Genomic DNA, 16,459 nt, shown 5'->3' with positions numbered 1-16,459 from the left:
TCGACGGGCCGCCGATCCGGCAGTAGCGTCGAACGGGTGAACGCTGTTCCAGACGCTCTTCCCCGCACCGCCGGGGCCCTGCGCGCGGCCGGGTTCGAGCCGCGCCCCATCGCGCAAGAGATCCACGACAACCTGCTGAGCGCCCTCAAGAACGGCGAGGACGCCTGGCCCGGCATCGTCGGGTTCTCCCGCACCGTGCTGCCGCAGCTCGAACGCGCGCTGCTGGCCGGCCACGACGTCGTCCTGCTCGGCGAACGCGGCCAGGGCAAGACCCGCCTGCTGCGCACCCTCGCCGGCCTGCTCGACGAGTGGACGCCCGTCATCGAAGGCTCCGAGCTGGGCGAACACCCGCTGCAGCCGATCACGCCCGCGTCGATCCGGCGGGCCGCGGAGCTCGGCGACGACCTGCCGGTGGCCTGGCGCCACCGCTCCGAGCGCTACACCGAAAAGCTCGCCACGCCGGACACCTCCGTCGGCGACCTGATCGGCGACGTCGACCCGGTGAAGGTCGCCGAAGGCCGCAGCCTCGGCGACCCCGAGACGATCCACTTCGGGCTGGTCCCGCGCGCCCACCGCGGCATCGTCGCCATCAACGAGCTGCCCGACCTGGCCGAACGCATCCAGGTCGCGCTGCTCAACGTGATGGAGGAGCGCGACATCCAGGTCCGCGGCTACACGCTGCGGCTGCCCTTGGACGTCCTGCTCGTCGCCACCGCGAACCCCGAGGACTACACCAACCGCGGCCGGATCATCACCCCGCTGAAGGACCGCTTCGGCGCCGAGATCCGCACCCACTACCCCTTGGACGTCGAGTCCGAGGTGGCCGTCGTCCGGCAGGAGGCGAACCTCGTCGCCGAAGTCGGCGAGCCGCTGCTGGAGGTGCTCGCCCGGTTCGTCCGGAACCTGCGCGAATCGACGGTGATCGACCAGCGCTCCGGCGTGTCGGCCCGGTTCGCCGTCGCCGCGGCGGAGACCGTGGCGGCCGCGGCCCTGCGGCGCTCGGCGTTGACGGGGGAGGAGCCCGCGGTGGCCCGCCCGGTCGACCTCGACGCCGTGCCGTCGGTGCTGCGCGGCAAGATCGAGTTCGAGCCCGGCGAGGAGGGCCGCGAGATCGAGCACCTCGTGCACCTGCTGCGCCTGGCGATCGCCGAAACCGCGCGCGACCGCTTCGCCGGCCTCGACCTGCGGCCGCTGGCCGACGCGGTCGGCGAGGGCCACCTGGTCTCCACCGGCGAGCGCGTGCCGGGCAAGGACGTCCTCGCCGCCCTGCCGGAGCTGCCGGTGCTGCACGAGGTCGCCCGGCGGGCCGGGGTTGCCGCCGACGAGCCCGCCGGCCGGATCGCGGCCGCCGTCGAACTCGCCCTCGAATCGCTGTTCCTGTCGCGAAGGCTTGCCAAGGACTCCGACGACACGACGACCGTCTACGGCCGATGACCGCGGTCCCGCTTCCCGACGGCTACTCCTACGGCCCGTGGCACGACGGGCCGGACCCGCTCGCGCCCCCGGCCGACCTGCGCGACGCGCTCGACGAGATCGGCCGCGACGTCATGGCCGGGGCGTCGCCGCGGACCGCGCTGGAGGAGATGCTCCGGCGCGGCACCGAGCGCACCGCGGGCCTCGACGAGCTGACCCGGCGGCTCTGGCAGCGCCGCTCGCAGATCCAGCGGCGCAACAACCTCGACGGCACCTTGCAGGAGGTCCAGCGTCTGCTGCAGGAAGCCCTCGACGCCGAGCGGCGCGAGCTGTTCCCGGACCCGGACGACGACGCGCGGTTCCGGGAGGCCCAGCTCGACGCGCTGCCGCCGGGCACGGCCGCGGCCGTCAACGAGCTGGCGAACTACGACTGGCGCTCCGAACAGGGCCGGGAGAACTACCAGCAGATCCGGGACCTGCTCGGCCAGGAGCTGATGGAGTCCCGGTTCCAGGGCATGAAGCAGGCGCTGCAGAACGCCGGGCCCGAGGACGTCGAGCGGATCAACGAGATGCTCAACGACCTCAACGACCTGCTCGACGCCCACGCCCGCGGCGCCGAGGACATCCAGCAGCGCTTCGAAGACTTCATGGGCAAGCACGGCGAATTCTTCCCGGAGAACCCGCAGAACGTCGAAGAGCTGATCGACGCGCTCGCCGAGCGGTCGGCGGCCGCGCAGCGCATGCTCAACTCGATGTCGGCCGAGCAGCGCGCGGAACTCGCCCAGCTGACCCAGCAGGCCTTCGGCGACCCGCGCCTGGCCCAGCAGCTGTCCCGGTTGGACGGTCAGCTGCGGGCGGCCCGGCCGGGCGAGGACTGGGACGGCTCGGCGCGCTTCCGCGGCAACAACCCGCTGGGCATGGGCGAAGGCGCCCAGGCCATGCAGGATCTCGCGGAACTGGACGCGCTGGCCGAGCAGCTCGGCCAGTCCTACCCCGGCGCGCGGCTGGAGGACATCGACCTGGAGGCCTTGGAAGCCCAGCTCGGCAAGGATGCGGGCGTCGACGCTCGTCGCCTGGCCGAACTGGAGCGCGAACTGCGCCGCCAGGGCCTGTTCGAGCGCGCCGCCGACGGCTCGCTCCGGTTGTCGCCCAAGGCGTTGCGGCGCCTCGGCGAGACAGCGTTGTCCGACATCGTGAACGCGTTGCGCGGCAAGACCGGCGAGCGCGAGACCGAGTCGGCGGGCGCGGCCGGCGAGCCCACCGGTGCGTCGCGGCCGTGGCGGTTCGGGGACATGCAGCCCTGGGACGTGCCGCGGACCATCCGCAACGCCGTGCTGCGTTCGGTTTCCGTGGGGGAGCGGCAGGTTCGCCTCGACGTCGAAGACGTCGAGGTGGTCGAGACCGAGCACCGGACCCGCGCGGCGGTGGCGCTGCTGGTCGACACGTCGTGGTCGATGGTGCAGGAAGACCGCTGGCTGCCGATGAAGCGCACCGCGCTCGCGCTGCACCAGCTGATCAGCACCCGCTTCCGCAACGACGCCCTGCAGCTGATCACCTTCGGCCGCTACGCGCAGTCGGTGGAGCTGCCGGAGCTGGTCGGCCTGGAGGGGGCGTGGGAGCAGGGCACCAACGCCCACCACGGGCTGCTGCTCGCCGGGCAGCACCTGCGGCGGCACCCGGACGCCCAGCCGGTGGTCCTGATGGTCACCGACGGCGAGCCGACCGCCCACCTGGAACCCGACGGCGAGGCGGTCTTCGACTACCCGCCCCAGCCCCGGACCCTCCTCAAGACACTGTCCGAAGTGGACCGGCTGGCCAAGCTGGGCGCGTCGATCTCGGTGTTCCGCCTCGGCGACGACCCGCGGCTGACGTCCTTCGTGGACCTGATCGCCCGCCGCTCCGGCGGCCGGGTGATCGCTCCGGACCTCGACGGCCTGGGCGCCGCGGTGGTCGGCGACTACCTGCGCACGCGACGGTGACGTGACCGGGTGCTCCCGCGGCCGCGGGAGCACCCGGTCACGGACGCCCGGGGCGGTCCCGCGGGTCGCTCAGCTGTCGTGGCGGCCCACGTCCTCGGCCTCGTCGCGCCCGGCCGGCACGCCGTGGGACACCGTCACCGGCCCGCGGCCACCCGCGGGAGCTCGCCGTCCTCCTCGCGCCGCACCTCGATCGTGCTCACAGCCGCACGCCCAGCCGGTCACGGACGGCGGCGATCACCTTCTCGGTCTGGGCCCGCAAGGCGGCCAGACCGGCCTGCTCGTCGGCCGAGCCGACGTACCCGTCGAGGTCGGCGCGAACCCCCCGCTTCCACACCGCCCTGACCTCCTGCGTCGCCGCGATGTCCTCGTCCGGGTGCCCGGCGACCAGGACGAGGTCCGCCCGCAGCCCCGCTCGGACCCGGCCGCGATCGGCCAAGCCGAAGACGTCCGCGGGGCGGGCCGTCGCCGCCGTCAACGCCGCGGCAGGCGAGAGTCCCGCGGTCACCAGGTACCCCAGCTCCCGGTGCAGGCTCGCGCCGTGCACGGTGCCCGGGTTCGGCGCGTCCGTCCCGGCCAGCACCGGCACGCCGGCCGCGTGCAGCAGCCGGGTGTTGACGCGCGCGGCGCCGAAGTCCGGCAGCTGCGGCGGCAGCCAGCGCTGCTGCTGCCGTTCGAGGACGGCCCGCCACGCCGGTCCGAGTCGCGCCGCGAGAGCGGGCTCGGCCGGCAGCGAGCCGCCCGGGAAGCCGTCGGCCACCGAAAGCGTCGAGATCACCGCGACACCCGCCGCGGCGATGGCGGTGACCTGGGCGGCGTCGAGGGCGTCGAAGGGGACGTGGGCCAGCACGTCCACGCCGGTCGGCAGCAGGTCCAGGGCTCCGCGTGCGGTCGACACGTGCGCAGCGACGACCAGGCCGGCCGCGTGCGCGGCTTCGGTCAGCGCGGCGATCGTCGGCACGTCCAGCGACGGCATCGGCATCGGGCCGCCGGTGCCGTCGTCGTAGAGCACCTTCAGGTGCGCCGCGCCCTCGGCGACGCGGTCGGCGACGAACCGCCCGGCGTCCCGCGGCCCGGTCACGGACGGGAACGGGGCGTACATCATGCTCGGGTGCCCGCCCGGTGCCGTGGCCCCGACGCTCGAGGAGCGCACGTCGGCGCAGTCCGGCCCGGCTGCGCGGGCCACCGCGTCCCGGACCGTGTCCGGTTTGCTGAACATGTCGAGGACGGTCGTGACGCCGAACGTGAGCGCCTGCCGGGGCGCGCCGGGCAGCAGGTGCACGTGGGCGTCGATCAGCCCGGGCAGCAGGGTGCCGCCGCGGGCGTCGACGTGCTCGTCGCCGGGACTGAGCAGGGTGGCGTCGCCGAGTGCGGCGATGCGGCCGCCGGTGAGCCGGACGGCGGTGTGGTCGAGGAGGCGCTCGCCGTCGAAGATCCGGGCGCCGGTGATGGTCGTGGTCACGAAGGCCACGGTAAAAGTTGACACGGTGTGAAGGTCAACTTCTAAGCTGACGGGATGCGGTACTCGATCAGCCAGGTCGCGAAGGCGTCGGGCGTCTCGGCGCGGATGCTCCGCCACTACGACGCGATCGGCCTGCTCACCCCGGCGTCGGTGGCGGCGAACGGCTACCGCTGGTACGGACGGCTCGAACTGCTGCGCCTGCAGCGCATCCTGCTGCTGCGGCGGCTCGGCCTCGGTCTGGCCGAGATCGGGGCCGTGCTGGGCGACCAGGTCGACGAGGCGGCCGCGCTGCGCGGGCACCTGGCCCAGCTCGAGGAGGAGCGGCACCGCCTCGACCGCGTCATCGCCACCGTCGAGGCGACGATCACCGACCTCGCCCACGCGCGGATCGACGACCCGGACCGGTTCTTCGCCGGGCTGCGCCAGGACGGCGCCGCCATGCGGCAGAGCTACCGCCGGACGTTCGGCGAAGGCGCCGCGGTGGCCTTCGACACCGCCCAGGCCGCCCAGGCGGGGCTCACCGCCGCGGACTACGAGCACGCCGCCGCCGCCGGCACCGCGCTGTTCCGGCGGCTGGCCGCCGTCATGCGCTCCGGCGCCGGGCCGGAGGACCCCGCCGCGCTCGACGCCGTCGCCGAGCACTACGAGTCCGTGAGCCACTTCTGGCAGCCGACCGCCCCCGCCTACGCCGCGATGGGCGGGCTGTACCTGAACGATCCCCGGCAACGGGAGCTGGCCGAGCGGGCCGATCCGGAGCTGCCGGCGTGGCTCGCGCGCGCCATCGAAGCCTACGCGCGAGTACGGCTCGTCCCACCGCTCGGGAAGGCCTGACGACCCGGCAATTACAGTCGGGGTATGCAGACTTGGTCATCGGTCGACGTGCCCCGCATCCCCGGCACCCCCCGCCCGCTGCGGCTCCACGACACGGCCACCGGGCAGATCCGCCCGACCGCGCCCGGCGCCACCGCCCGGATGTACGTCTGCGGCATCACGCCCTACGACGCGACGCATCTGGGGCACGCCGCGACGTACCTCGCGTTCGACCTGGTGAACCGCATCTGGCGGGACAACGGGCACGACGTCCACTACGTGCAGAACGTCACGGACATCGACGAGCCGCTGCTGGAGCGGGCCGCGCGCGACCAGGGTGACTGGGTGGTGCTGGGCATGCGCGAGACGGCGTTGTTCCGCGAGGACATGACCGCGCTGCGGGTCATCCCGCCGCGGCAGTTCGTCGGCGCGGTCGAGAGCATCCCGGAGATCGTCGAGGTCATCGCCAAGCTGCTGGCCAACGGCAGCGCCTACCGTGCGGGCGACCCGGAGTTCCCGGACATCTACTTCGACCACACGGCGACCGGGAGGTTCGGCTACGAGTCGAACTACGACGCCGAAACGATGGCGAAGTTCTTCGCCGAGCGCGGCGGCGACCCCGGCCGGGCCGGCAAGCGCCACCCGCTGGACGCGCTGCTGTGGCGCGTGGCCCGCGAAGGCGAGCCGTCGTGGGAGTCCGAGCTCGGCCCGGGCCGCCCGGGCTGGCACATCGAGTGCAGCGCGATCGCGGTCAACCGGCTGGGCCTCGGCTTCGACCTCCAGGGCGGTGGCTCGGACCTGATCTTCCCGCACCACGAGTACAGCGCGGCGCACGCCGAGGCCGTCGCCAAGGACGGCCGGTTCGCCCGCCACTACGTGCACGCCGGGATGATCGGCCTCGACGGCGAGAAGATGTCGAAGTCGCGCGGGAACCTCGTGTTCGTCTCCCGGCTGCGCGCCGACCAGGTCGACCCGGGCGCGATCCGGCTGGCGCTGTTCGCCGGCCACTACCGCGACGACCGTCCTTGGACGGACCGGCTGCTGACCGACGCCGAGACCCGGCTCGCGCGCTGGCGGGAAGCCGTCGCGCTGGCCACCGGACCGGCCGCGGAGGACACCGTCACGCGGCTGCGCGACCACCTGTCCGACAACCTCGACACGCCGAAGGCCCTGGCGGCGATCGACGCGTGGGCGAACGAGGCCCTGCGCCGCGACGGCACCGACCCGACGGCGCCGGGCCTGATCCGCGACGCCGTCGACGCCCTCCTCGGCATCGCCCTCTGAGCACGACGAAGGGGCCCGGCGCCTAGCCGGGCCCCTCCGGGTGTATAACGACCTATACCGCCACGGGTCGGCCGGCGGCCAGCTCCAGGTGGTCACCCGCCCACTCCCGGCGCAGCCACCGGTCGTGGGACGCGATGACGACGGCGCCCGGCGCGGTCTCCAGCGCCGCGAACAGTTCTTCCGCCAGGGTCAGCGAAATGTGGTTCGTCGGCTCGTCCAGCAGGAGCACGTCCGGCGGGTCGGCGAGCAGGATCGCCAGCGCCAGCCGCCGTCGCTGGCCGACCGACAGCGCCCCGACCGGCTGCCGGAGATCCCGCGACGCCAGCAGGCCCAGCCGGCTCAGCGGGGGAGCGTCCTCGCCGAGCGCGTCCCGGTACACCCGGGCCGCGTTCCGCTCCGGTCCGGCGAACACGACGTCCTGCTCCAGCAACCCGACCCGCACCCCGTGTCCGAAGTGGACCGTCCCGGCCGCCGGCTCGAGCCGCCCGGCCAGCACCGAGAGCAGCGTCGACTTCCCGGCGCCGTTCCCCCCGGTGACGAGCAGCCGGGCCGAGCCGTCGACGTCGAGCCGAGGCAGCCGCAGCCGTCCCGGAACCTCCAGCGCCCGTGCCGAGATCGCCGGGCCGTCGCCGGTCGCGCGAGCGGTGAGTTCCGCCCGGAACCGCAGCGGCGCCGGGGGTTTGCGCACCTGGTCGCGTTCCAGGTTCTCCAGGCGCTGCTCGGCGTCGCGCACCCGCCGCGAGATCGTCTTCTGGACGCGGGCGCCCTTGAAGTGGTGGATGAACTTGTCGTTGTCGCGCGGGCCGCGGCCGTAGGCGACCTTCCGCGCCGTGACCGCGACGGTTTCCCGCAGCTCCTTCAGTTCCTCCTGTTCCTCGGCGTAGCGCTGCTCCCACCGCGCTCGTTCCGCCTTCTTGTGCCCGAGGTAGGCGGTGTAGCTGCCGCCGTAGCGCACCGCGCCGCCGGCCTGGCGGTCGGCCGCGGCCGGGTCGAGGTCGACGATGTCGGTGCAGACGGCGTCGAGGAACACCCGGTCGTGCGAGGACAGCACCACGATCCCGGTCAGCTCGGCGAGGTGCCGTTCGAGGAACGCCATCGCCGCGTCGTCGAGGTGGTTGGTCGGCTCGTCGAGCAGGAGCGTCTCCGGCTGCCGGACCAGCAGCGCGGCCAGGCCGAGCCGCGATCGCTGCCCGCCCGACAGCGTGCCGAGCCGCCTGTCCGGTTCGACGCCGCCGAGGCCGAGCCCGTCGCAGACGAGCTTGGCGCGGCGGTCGGCGTCCCACAGGTCGTGGGCCTGCGCCCACTCCAGCACCCGGCCGTACTCCTCGAGCACGCCGTGGTCGTCGGGCCGGTCGGTCATGGCCGCGGTCAACTCGTCGAGGCGGGCCGCGGCCGCCCGGATCTCGGCGAGCGCGCCGTCGAGCACGTCGGCGAAGGTCGCGTCCAGGGGGAACGGCAGTTCCTGCAACAGGAACCCGACGTCCGGGCCGCGCAACACCTCGCCGGAGCGGAGTTCCTCGAGCCCGGCGAGCAGGCGCAGCAGGGTGGACTTGCCCGTGCCGTTCTCGCCGACCAGGCCGAGCCGCTGCCCGGCCGACGCGGTCAGCGAGACGCCGTCGAGGACGATGCGGGTGCCGTAGCCGAAGACGACGTCCTTGGCCTGCAACGGAAAAAGGGTGGACATGGGTGATCACCGGGCCCTTGGCGAAGAAAGCGGAGATCCCGGCCGGGCGTCGTGGCACGCGGGAGCGTCGGCTCGACCGGGTGCCGCCTCAGGCGGGATGGGCGCGGTTCAGTTCCTCATAGTGACACCAGGTTAACGCAACAACCGTAGAGTTAGTCAACGGGTTATGGCCTGGGTCACATCCGGCAGGGTCGCCGTCGACCGGTCCGCCGCCGCGGTGCCGTCGGTGAGGAACTCGAGCAGGGCGGTCAGCTGGCGGCGATCGAAGCGGGCGAGGCGTTCGCCGACGAACCGCGCCATCGGCGCGTACAGCTCGGCGAGCTCGGCCATCCGGTCGGGCAGCGGCCGCACGACGAGCCGGCGCCGGTCGGCGGGATCGGGGGCGCGCTCGGCGAGCCGGTGCCGTTCCATCCGGTCGAGCAGCCGGGTGAACGCGCCCGTGCTCATCCCGAGCAGCCGCGCGAGCTCGGTCGGGGAGTCGCTGACGCCCCCGTGGAGCAGGTGCAGGCAGTGCAGCTCGGTCGGGGTGACGGCCATCCGCTCGGCGACCGCCGCGTGGAAGAGCGCGGTCGAGCCCACGAAACGGGGGAGGGCGAGAGCGGCGGCGGTGGCGAGTTCACGCTGGTCGGGCAACGTCCATCCAAGGTCCGGTGACGACGCAGTCACTGCTCCGGGCAGTCACTGCCCCGCGAACGATAGCGAAGCCGGTTGACAAAGCCGCAGGCGGGACCAACTATGAAAGAATCCTTTCGAAATGACTCTTTCAGATCGGACGACCGATGGCCGGGCTGCCGCCGCGCAAGCGGATCGAAGACGTCGAGCTGCTGCGCGCGCTGGCGCACCCGCTCCGCTCGGCGCTGCTGAACCACCTCACCGCCGTCGGCCCGCGCACCGCGAGCGAGTGCGCCGAGGCGGTCGGCTCGACGGCGTCCAACTGCAGCTGGCACCTGCGGCAGCTCGCGCAGTTCGGCCTGGTCGAGCGGACCGAGGGCGAAGACGGCCGCGAACGTCCGTGGCGCGCCCGGCAGGTCGGCCTGGAGCTGGGGGAGCTCGCGGACGACCCGGCGCGCCGCGCCGCGCAGCTGGGCGTGGTCGGCGCGACGCTGAGCCACGAGCAGGAGCTGACCCAGCGGTACCTGGACTCCCTCGACGACCTCGATCCCGCCTGGCGCGCGGCGACCGGGCTGAACACCTACGCGCTGCGCATCACCCCGGCGGAGCTGACGCAGCTGACCGAAGCGATCGACGCGCTGGTCCGCCCGTTCGTCGGCGCCATCCGGACCGACGCCCCCGCCGGCGCGCGTTCGGTGCACGTCGGCCTGCGGGCGTTCCCGCGCATCGAACACTCGGGGAAGGCGGAGGAATGAAGCAGCTGCTGGGCGTACCGGCGTTCGCGCGGCTGTGGGTGGCCGCGTTCTTCGGCGAGACGGCCGAGTGGATGCTGCAGGTCGCGTTGCCGATCTACGTCTTCCAGCGCACCGGCTCCGCCGCGACGACGGCGCTGAGCATCGTGCTCGGCCTGCTGCCCGCGGTGCTGCTGAGCCCGGTGGCCGGCGTCGTCGCCGACCGGTGGAACCGCCGCGCGGTGCTGTTCGGCGTGTGCTGCGGGCTCGCCGTCGTGGCGCTCCCGCTCCTGGCCGAGCCCGGCGTCACCGTGGTGTACGCGGTGATGGCCGCCCAGGCGGCGCTGGCGTCGGTGTTCGAACCCACGCGCAACGCGCTCGTGCCGGAGCTCGTCGGCATCGCGGACGTGACCGCGGCGAACGGGCTGATGAGCGTGAACGGCAGCGTCGCCCGGCTGGCCGGCGGCTGGGCGGGTGGGGCGCTGCTGGGCTTCGGCGGGCTCGCCGACGTGATCACCGGCTATCTGGCCGTCCTCGTGGTCGCCGCCGCTTTGCTGGCCAAGCCGTTCCGCCGGTTCGCCGCGCCCGCGCCGGCGCCGTCGCCCGTGCGGGAACCGGTGGTGCGGGCCTGGCTCGACGGCCTGCGCGAGCTCACGCACAACCGGCGGCTCGCGCGCACCGGCCTCGCGCTCGTGCTCACCTCCCTGGCCCAGGGCATGTTCCTGGTGCTGTTCGTGGTCTACGTGCTGAACGTCCTGGGCGGCAGCGAAGCCGACGCGGGCCTGCTGCGGGGTGTGCAGGCGCTCGGCGGGCTCGCCGCCGGGTTCGCACTGGCCACCGTGGCGCGGCGCGTCGCGCCGGCCGCCCTGCTCGGCTGGGGTTCCCTCGCGCTGGGCCTGCTGTCCGGGGTGATCTGGAACCTGGCGCCGGTGACGACGGCGCTGGGGGTGTACGCCGGGCTGTTCGCCCTGGCGGGCGCCCCGGGCGTGGTCGTCGGCACCGGGACGCTCTCGGAGATCCAGCGCGCGGTCGCCCCCGAGCGGGCCGGGCGCGTGCTGAGCACCACGTTCGCCGCGATGGCCACCTTCACGACGGCCGGTGCGCTGCTGGCCGGGTCGCTGGTGGCGACGACCGGCGTGGCGGCGCTGCTGAACGTCCAGGCGGGTGTCTACGTCCTCGCCGGGGTGCTGGTGCTGCTCCCGCGCCGGGGGTGGACCCGGCAGTTGGTGTGGAGGTACCGGGCGGCGCCGTCGGCGAAGTCGTAGATCGCGACCGTCTGGGTGTCCTCCAGCGGATCCGCCGAGGGCATCAGGAAATGCGCCGGGCTGACCGGGAGCAGCTCGTACCGCAGGTGGGCGGCCTTGCCCAGGAACTCCGCCTGCATCGGGTCGACGTCCAGTGTCAGGTGCAGGGTCCCGCCCTCGGCGGACACCTCGTACCGGGCGCCGGGCCGCTCGTACACGCCCTCGTACCGCGGCAGGTCCAGCTTCAGTGCGGGGTCCGGTTCCGGCAGCTCCGGGACGTTGCCCAGGATCTCGCGGAACACCTTGCGCGCGAAGCTTTCCCGCGGGCCGCCGTTGGTCAGCACGGCGACGGCGGTGTTCGAGTCCGGCAGGATCCGCAGCCGGGCGTTCTGGCCGATCGTGCTGCCGTCGGTGGCGTAGACGGTTTCGCCGTGCCAGTCGCAGACGATCAGGCCGAGCGCCCACGCCGGCCCGAACAGGTACGGATCCGGGACCGGCACCCGCGACCGCAGCATCTCCTGCACGCTCGCGGCCGACACGATCCGCCTGCCGCCCGGCGCGAGGCCCGCGTGGAGCAGGACGTGCGCCATCGTGAGCACGTCGCGGACCGTCGAGGTGATGCCGCCGCCGGGGCCGAACTCCCGGGGCAGGTACGGCATCGGCGTGACGATGGGACCCTCGGCGAGGGAGCGGATCAGGTGCCCGGTCGCGGCCCGCGTCTCGTCCACCTGCTCGCGGCGGCTGTTCGTGCCGGTCAGGCCCAGGGGAGTGAAGAGCCGGTCCCGCAGGACGTCGTCCCAGCGCTTGCCGTCGAGGACCTCCATGATCCGCGCCAGGATCGCGTACCCGAGCGCCGCGCTGTAGCCGTGGGTGTGCCCCAGCGGGAAGACCTGGGGTGCGTCGGCGATGTTTTCGACCATGCGCTCGTAGATGTCGTCGCCGTCGCCGGGATGGCCGAAGGCTTCTTCGATGCCGTTGGTGTGGTTGAGCAGGTGCCGGGCGGTGACCTTCGCGGTCGTTTCCGGATCGGCCACCGCGAACCCGGGCAGGTACGTCCGGATCGGCTCGTCGAGGCCGGCCTTGCCCTCGTCGACCAGCTGCAGGAAGGCCAGGGCGGTCCACGTCTTGGTCATGGAGCCGCACTGGTAGACGGTGTCCGGCGTCGCCGGTTCGGCGGTCTCGACGTCCTTGACGCCGACGGCGAACTCGGACATCTCCCCGTCGCGGAGCACGCCGATCGCCGCGCTCGGGATGCCGTACTCCGCCAGCAGCGCCGACACCCGGTCCTGGATCGTCATCGGGAGAGCCCGACCGCGTTCGCGGCGTCCGCTTCGAAGTACTCCGTCGTGGCGTGGGCGCCGGCGTGGGTCTCGAGGAGGTGGCCCGCAACAGCGCGTCGGGCGCGTACCGGCCGGCCCACGCGCAGGAGGCCGCCGGCCATCGCGCCCGGCGACGCAGGCGGACCGCGGCCGGCGAGTGGCTCCGGGCGTGGCAGGCCGACACCGGCGCCCACGGCCGGCTGGCCGTCGCCGCGCAGCAGGGCAGCGAGCTCTTCGGCCCGGACACGGCCGCCGGCGCCCGGCTCGCCCGGATGGGGCGGTTCTTCGGAGGGCTGAGCGAGCAGATGAGCGGCAGCACCGTCGCGGAGGCCGCGGGGTACGACGCCCTGACCGTGGTCGCCGCCCTCGGGCACGCCGGACGGCCGCTCACCCCGGACGAGCTGGCGGCCGCGCTCGGCTGGCCCGGGGAGCGGGCCCGGGCCGCGCTGGAGGCGATCCGGCAGCGGCCCGCACTCGCCGACCCGTTCGCCCTGCGGGACGGCGAATCCGGGACCGTCGTCCTCACGCCGAGACCGGACCGCCTGAGCCTGGTCCAGCGTGCGGCTCTGGAGAAGGGATCCGCAGGTTTGGCGTAGCTTCCCCGGCCGCGGTGGTTACGGTGGAGGGGTGCCGCACCTCTTCGCCACCAGCGACCTCCACGTGACCCACGAGGGCAACGGCCCGATCCTCGACTCGGTCGTCCCGGAAACGCCCGAAGACTGGCTGCTCGTCGCCGGCGACGTCGCCGAGCTGGCCGAAGCCACCATCGGGACGCTGAAGACCCTGCGCAGCCGGTTCGCGAAGGTGGTCTGGGTGCCGGGCAACCACGAGCTCTGGACGACGAAGAACGACGCCTGCCAGCTGCGGGGCCAGGCCCGGTACGAGTACCTCGTCGAGCAGTGCCGCGAGATCGGCGTGCTGACGCCGGAGGACGAGTTCCCGGTCTGGCGGCACGGTCCGCGGCCGCTGACGATCGCGCCGCTGTTCCTGCTCTACGACTACAGCTGGCGGACCCCGGAAGCCGAGGGCAAGTCCCTGGAGGAGGCCCTGCGCCAGGCCCGCGAGGCCGGGGTGGTCTGCACGGACGAGTACTTCCTGCACCCGGACCCGTACCCCAGCCGCCAGGCGTGGTGCGCGGACCGGCTGAAGATCAGCACCGAACGCCTCGACGCGATCCCCGAGGACCACGGCACGATCCTGGTGTCGCACTGGCCGCTGCACCGCCACCCGACGGCGCCGCTGTACTGGCCGGAGTTCGCGCTCTGGTGCGGCACGACGAAGACCGAGGACTGGCACGTCCGCTACCGCGCGGAGATCGCCGTCTACGGCCACCTGCACATCCCGCGCAGCACCGAGGCCGACGGCGTCCGGTTCGAAGAGGTCTCGCTGGGTTATCCGCGCGAGTGGCGGAAGCGGTCGCGGGGTGCGGTGCCGATGCGCCGGATCCTCTGGCCGTCATGATTCCGCGCGCCGCCGCTCCCTGAGCGCGCGCACCCGGCCCCGGCTGGCGCAGGCCGGAGAGGGACACCAGCGCCGCCGACCGCCCGGATCGGCGAAGACGCCTCGGCAGTCCTGCTCGGGGCAGGCCCGCAGGTCGTGCCGCAAGGGGCCGGTGAGCCAGTCCGCGGCCTGGTGCGCCAACCGCGCGAAGGCGGCCGCCGCGGTCGGCGGGGCGCTGCGGTGCAGCCGGTCGAGCGCGGCCAGGTGCACCGGCTCGGTCTTGAGGAACGCCGCCAGCGGGCCGACCTGGCCGGCTTTCGGCGGAATTCCGTCGACCGCGCCCAAGGCGAGTTCGCGGAGGACCTCGCGCAGCCGGTGGGCTTCGTGCAGTTCGGCCGGCCCAACCGGCGCGAGCGGCGTCAATTCGACCCGGGCGAGCCAGTCGCGCAGGCGCGCAGGCGTCGGGATCCGCTCGACCGGCTGGGCGCCGAAGTGGCGGCCGCGGGTGGCGAGCAGGTTCAGCCAGGGTGCGCCCATGTCGAGGCGGAAGTCTTCGGACACCTCGCCATCGTAACGGTTGAGGCGTTACACTCCCGATCGTGACTGGGGAACTCAAGGTCCGGACGGTGCTGGGCGACATCGATCCGGCCGAACTCGGCGTGACCGACTCGCACGACCACCTCTTCTTCGCCTCGAAGCTGCTGCCGGGTCAGGAGCTGGACGATCCGATCGCCGCCGCCCACGCGCTCCTCGAGTTCAAGGTGCGGGGCGGCGCGGCGCTCGTCCAGTGGACGCCGTACGGCCTGACCCGGCGCACCCGCGAGCTCGCCTGGATGTCCGAGGAGATCGGCGTGCACGTGGTCGCGGCCACCGGCCTGCACCGCGTGGAGCACTACGCCCCGGTGATCCTCGGCCGCGTCGTCGACGGCCTGGTCAAGGAGTTCGTCGCCGACCTGACCGAGGGGACCCAGCCCGCCGACCTGCCCGACGAGCCGCGGACCGGCCCGCGTGCCGGGCTGGTCAAGGTGGCCGGCGCCTTCCACACGATCGACTCGCACGCCCGGCTGACGATGACCGCCGCCGCGGTCGCCCACCAGGAGACCGGCGCACCGATCGCCGTGCACCTCGAACTCGGCACGGCGGGCCTGGAGACGGTCGAACTGCTCTGCGGCAAGCTGGAGGTCCCCCCGGAAAAGGTGATCCTCGGGCACCTCAACCGGAACCCGGACCCGCAGCTGCAGCGGCAGCTCGCCGAAACCGGCGTCTTCCTCGGGTTCGACGGCCCGTCGCGGGCCAACCACGCCACCGACTGGCGGCTCTTCGACGGCCTCGAAGCGCTCGTCGAGGCCGGGCACGGCGGCCAGCTCCTGCTCGGCGGCGACACGACCACCGCCGCCGCCCGCGACCAGCCGGGCGCGTCCTTCCTGCTCACCACGCTGGCGCCGCGGCTGGCCAGGCAACTCGGCGGCGACGTCGTCACGGCCATGCTGGTGGCGAACCCCGCGCGGGCGTTCGCCACCAGCTGGCGGTGACGTTCGAACGTGGTGACTCAGCGCAGGCCGAAGCCTTCCTGCCCGCCGCCGCGGCCGCGGCGGCGCAGGTAGCGCTCGAACTCGGCGGCGATCTTGTCGCCGCTGACGTCCTGCTCGGCGACCTCGCTCTGGGCGTCGCCGCGCTCTTCGAGGCTGCGGACGTACTCGCTGATCTCTTCGTCCTCGTCGGCCATTTCGCTGACCGTGCGCTGCCACTCCTCGGCCTGCTCCGGCAGCGCGCCGAGCGGGATTTCGACGTCGAGGATGTCCTCCAGCTTGTGCAGCAGCGCCAGCGTCGCCTTCGGGGACGGCGGGTGCGACACGTAGTGCGGCACCGCGGCCCAGATCGAGACGGCCGGGATGCCCGCCTGCACGCAGTAGTCCTGCAGGATGCCGACGATGCCGCTCGGGCCCTGGTAGTTGTTCAGGTCGAGGCCGTACAGGGACGCGGTGTCCTTGTCGTACGCCGTCCCGGTCACCGGGACCGGGCGGGTGTGCGCGGTGTCGGCGAGCAGCGCCCCCAGCGTCACCACGGTCGCGACGTCCAGCTGCTTGATGTGGTCCAGCAGCTCGGCGCAGAAGGCGCGCCAGCGCATGTTCGGCTCGGGGCCCTGCACGAGGACGACGTCCCGGTCGAACCCGTCCGGGCGGCACACCGACAGCGTCGTGGTCGGCCAGTCCACCCGTCGAGTGACGCCGTCCACCATCCGGACGGTCGGGCGGCTGACCTGGAAGTCGTAGTAGTCGTCGGGCTCCAGCTCGGCCAGCGGCGTGGCGTCCCAGTTCAGCTGCAGGTGCTCGACCGCCCGGCTGGCCGCGTCACCTGCGTCGTTCCAGCCTTCGAAGGCGACCACCATCAAAGGCCGGGTGGGTTCGGTGCGGTCGCCGGGCGGCCGCGGGGTCTCGTCGACGGGCTCACTCACCGGACCAGCCTACGACCACCGGCCTTACC

The 16,459-nt window shown here is 73.5% G+C and carries 15 protein-coding genes; 9 read left to right on the top strand and 6 right to left on the bottom strand.

Going from position 1 to position 16,459, the window contains the following annotated elements:
- Nucleotides 1-36 precede the first annotated feature (36 nt).
- Both ISP_RS25695 and ISP_RS25690 read left to right on the top strand, forming a co-directional pair.
- On the top strand, nt 37-1,434 hold the full coding sequence (locus ISP_RS25695) for an ATP-binding protein (RefSeq protein ID WP_013226764.1): 1,398 nt from the start codon (nt 37-39) through the stop codon (nt 1,432-1,434).
- The gene (locus ISP_RS25690; RefSeq protein ID WP_013226763.1) at nt 1,431-3,392 is read left to right on the top strand and encodes a vWA domain-containing protein; all 1,962 of its coding nucleotides are present in this window, start codon (nt 1,431-1,433) and stop codon (nt 3,390-3,392) included. Before ISP_RS25695 ends, ISP_RS25690 begins: the two co-directional genes overlap by 4 nt.
- Nucleotides 3,393-3,588: 196 nt before the next feature.
- Here the strand turns inward: ISP_RS25690 and ISP_RS25685 are convergent, their stop codons facing one another.
- A complete protein-coding gene (locus ISP_RS25685; RefSeq protein WP_230468346.1) occupies nt 3,589-4,851 on the bottom strand; it encodes an amidohydrolase family protein in 1,263 nt (420 codons plus the stop codon).
- A 54-nt stretch (nt 4,852-4,905) separates the two neighbouring features.
- On the opposite strand from ISP_RS25685, the gene ISP_RS25680 reads away from it, so the two are divergent.
- A complete protein-coding gene (locus tag ISP_RS25680; RefSeq protein ID WP_013226761.1) occupies nt 4,906-5,682 on the top strand; it encodes a MerR family transcriptional regulator in 777 nt (258 codons plus the stop codon).
- A gap of 24 nt (nt 5,683-5,706) precedes the next feature.
- Nucleotides 5,707-6,945, top strand: a complete 1,239-nt coding sequence (mshC, locus tag ISP_RS25675; protein ID WP_013226760.1) for a cysteine--1-D-myo-inosityl 2-amino-2-deoxy-alpha-D-glucopyranoside ligase — start codon at nt 5,707-5,709, stop codon at nt 6,943-6,945.
- A gap of 52 nt (nt 6,946-6,997) precedes the next feature.
- On the opposite strand, the gene ISP_RS25670 is transcribed toward mshC, so the two are convergent.
- Both ISP_RS25670 and ISP_RS25665 read right to left on the bottom strand, forming a co-directional pair.
- Nucleotides 6,998-8,629, bottom strand: a complete 1,632-nt coding sequence (locus ISP_RS25670; RefSeq protein WP_013226759.1) for an ABC-F family ATP-binding cassette domain-containing protein — start codon at nt 8,627-8,629, stop codon at nt 6,998-7,000.
- A 156-nt stretch (nt 8,630-8,785) separates the two neighbouring features.
- On the bottom strand, nt 8,786-9,262 hold the full coding sequence (locus ISP_RS25665) for a MarR family winged helix-turn-helix transcriptional regulator (protein WP_013226758.1): 477 nt from the start codon (nt 9,260-9,262) through the stop codon (nt 8,786-8,788).
- A 146-nt stretch (nt 9,263-9,408) separates the two neighbouring features.
- Between ISP_RS25665 and ISP_RS25660 the strand changes: the two genes are divergently transcribed.
- Together ISP_RS25660 and ISP_RS25655 are read left to right on the top strand one after the other, a co-directional pair.
- Nucleotides 9,409-9,996, top strand: coding sequence for an ArsR/SmtB family transcription factor (locus ISP_RS25660; RefSeq protein WP_014467179.1), 588 nt, complete (start codon nt 9,409-9,411; stop codon nt 9,994-9,996).
- Nucleotides 9,993-11,237: an MFS transporter gene (locus ISP_RS25655; RefSeq protein ID WP_013226756.1), complete on the top strand. Its 1,245-nt coding sequence runs from the start codon at nt 9,993-9,995 to the stop codon at nt 11,235-11,237. The genes ISP_RS25660 and ISP_RS25655 overlap by 4 nt, the downstream gene beginning before the upstream one ends.
- Here ISP_RS25655 and ISP_RS25650 read toward each other — a convergent pair.
- Nucleotides 11,141-12,514: a serine hydrolase domain-containing protein gene (locus tag ISP_RS25650; RefSeq protein WP_013226755.1), complete on the bottom strand. Its 1,374-nt coding sequence runs from the start codon at nt 12,512-12,514 to the stop codon at nt 11,141-11,143. The two genes, ISP_RS25655 and ISP_RS25650, sit on opposite strands and share 97 nt — an antisense overlap.
- Before the next feature lie 53 nt (nt 12,515-12,567).
- Here ISP_RS25650 and ISP_RS25645 point away from each other — a divergent pair, with 53 nt between their 5' ends.
- Nucleotides 12,568-13,131, top strand: a complete 564-nt coding sequence (locus ISP_RS25645; protein WP_013226754.1) for a hypothetical protein — start codon at nt 12,568-12,570, stop codon at nt 13,129-13,131.
- 31 nt (nt 13,132-13,162) lie between these two features.
- Nucleotides 13,163-13,996, top strand: coding sequence for a metallophosphoesterase family protein (locus tag ISP_RS25640; protein WP_013226753.1), 834 nt, complete (start codon nt 13,163-13,165; stop codon nt 13,994-13,996).
- Here ISP_RS25640 and ISP_RS25635 read toward each other — a convergent pair.
- Nucleotides 13,991-14,536, bottom strand: coding sequence for a CGNR zinc finger domain-containing protein (locus tag ISP_RS25635; protein ID WP_013226752.1), 546 nt, complete (start codon nt 14,534-14,536; stop codon nt 13,991-13,993). The two genes, ISP_RS25640 and ISP_RS25635, sit on opposite strands and share 6 nt — an antisense overlap.
- Nucleotides 14,537-14,574: 38 nt before the next feature.
- Here ISP_RS25635 and ISP_RS25630 point away from each other — a divergent pair, with 38 nt between their 5' ends.
- Nucleotides 14,575-15,507: a phosphotriesterase family protein gene (locus ISP_RS25630; protein WP_014467178.1), complete on the top strand. Its 933-nt coding sequence runs from the start codon at nt 14,575-14,577 to the stop codon at nt 15,505-15,507.
- Nucleotides 15,508-15,524: 17 nt separating this feature from the next.
- Here ISP_RS25630 and ISP_RS25625 read toward each other — a convergent pair whose 3' ends face one another.
- Complete coding sequence (locus ISP_RS25625; RefSeq protein WP_013226750.1) at nt 15,525-16,430, bottom strand: PAC2 family protein; 906 nt, start codon at nt 16,428-16,430, stop codon at nt 15,525-15,527.
- Nucleotides 16,431-16,459 lie beyond the last annotated feature (29 nt).

It is taken from the genome of Amycolatopsis mediterranei (assembly GCF_026017845.1).
Lineage (GTDB): Bacteria > Actinomycetota > Actinomycetes > Mycobacteriales > Pseudonocardiaceae > Amycolatopsis > Amycolatopsis mediterranei.
This window is presented reverse-complemented; position numbering and strand designations above follow the sequence as displayed.

Bases quoted from the DNA above. Each gene is read 5' to 3' on its own strand.
- ISP_RS25655 (WP_013226756.1), top strand. From the start codon at position 9,993: ATGAAGCAGCTGCTGGGCGTACCGGCGTTCGCGCGGCTGTGGGTGGCC.
- mshC (WP_013226760.1), top strand. From the start codon at position 5,707: ATGCAGACTTGGTCATCGGTCGACGTGCCCCGCATCCCCGGCACCCCC.
- ISP_RS25670 (WP_013226759.1), bottom strand. From the start codon at position 8,629: ATGTCCACCCTTTTTCCGTTGCAGGCCAAGGACGTCGTCTTCGGCTAC.
- ISP_RS25660 (WP_014467179.1), top strand. From the start codon at position 9,409: ATGGCCGGGCTGCCGCCGCGCAAGCGGATCGAAGACGTCGAGCTGCTG.
- ISP_RS25690 (WP_013226763.1), top strand. From the start codon at position 1,431: ATGACCGCGGTCCCGCTTCCCGACGGCTACTCCTACGGCCCGTGGCAC.
- ISP_RS25650 (WP_013226755.1), bottom strand. From the start codon at position 12,514: ATGACGATCCAGGACCGGGTGTCGGCGCTGCTGGCGGAGTACGGCATC.
- ISP_RS25680 (WP_013226761.1), top strand. From the start codon at position 4,906: ATGCGGTACTCGATCAGCCAGGTCGCGAAGGCGTCGGGCGTCTCGGCG.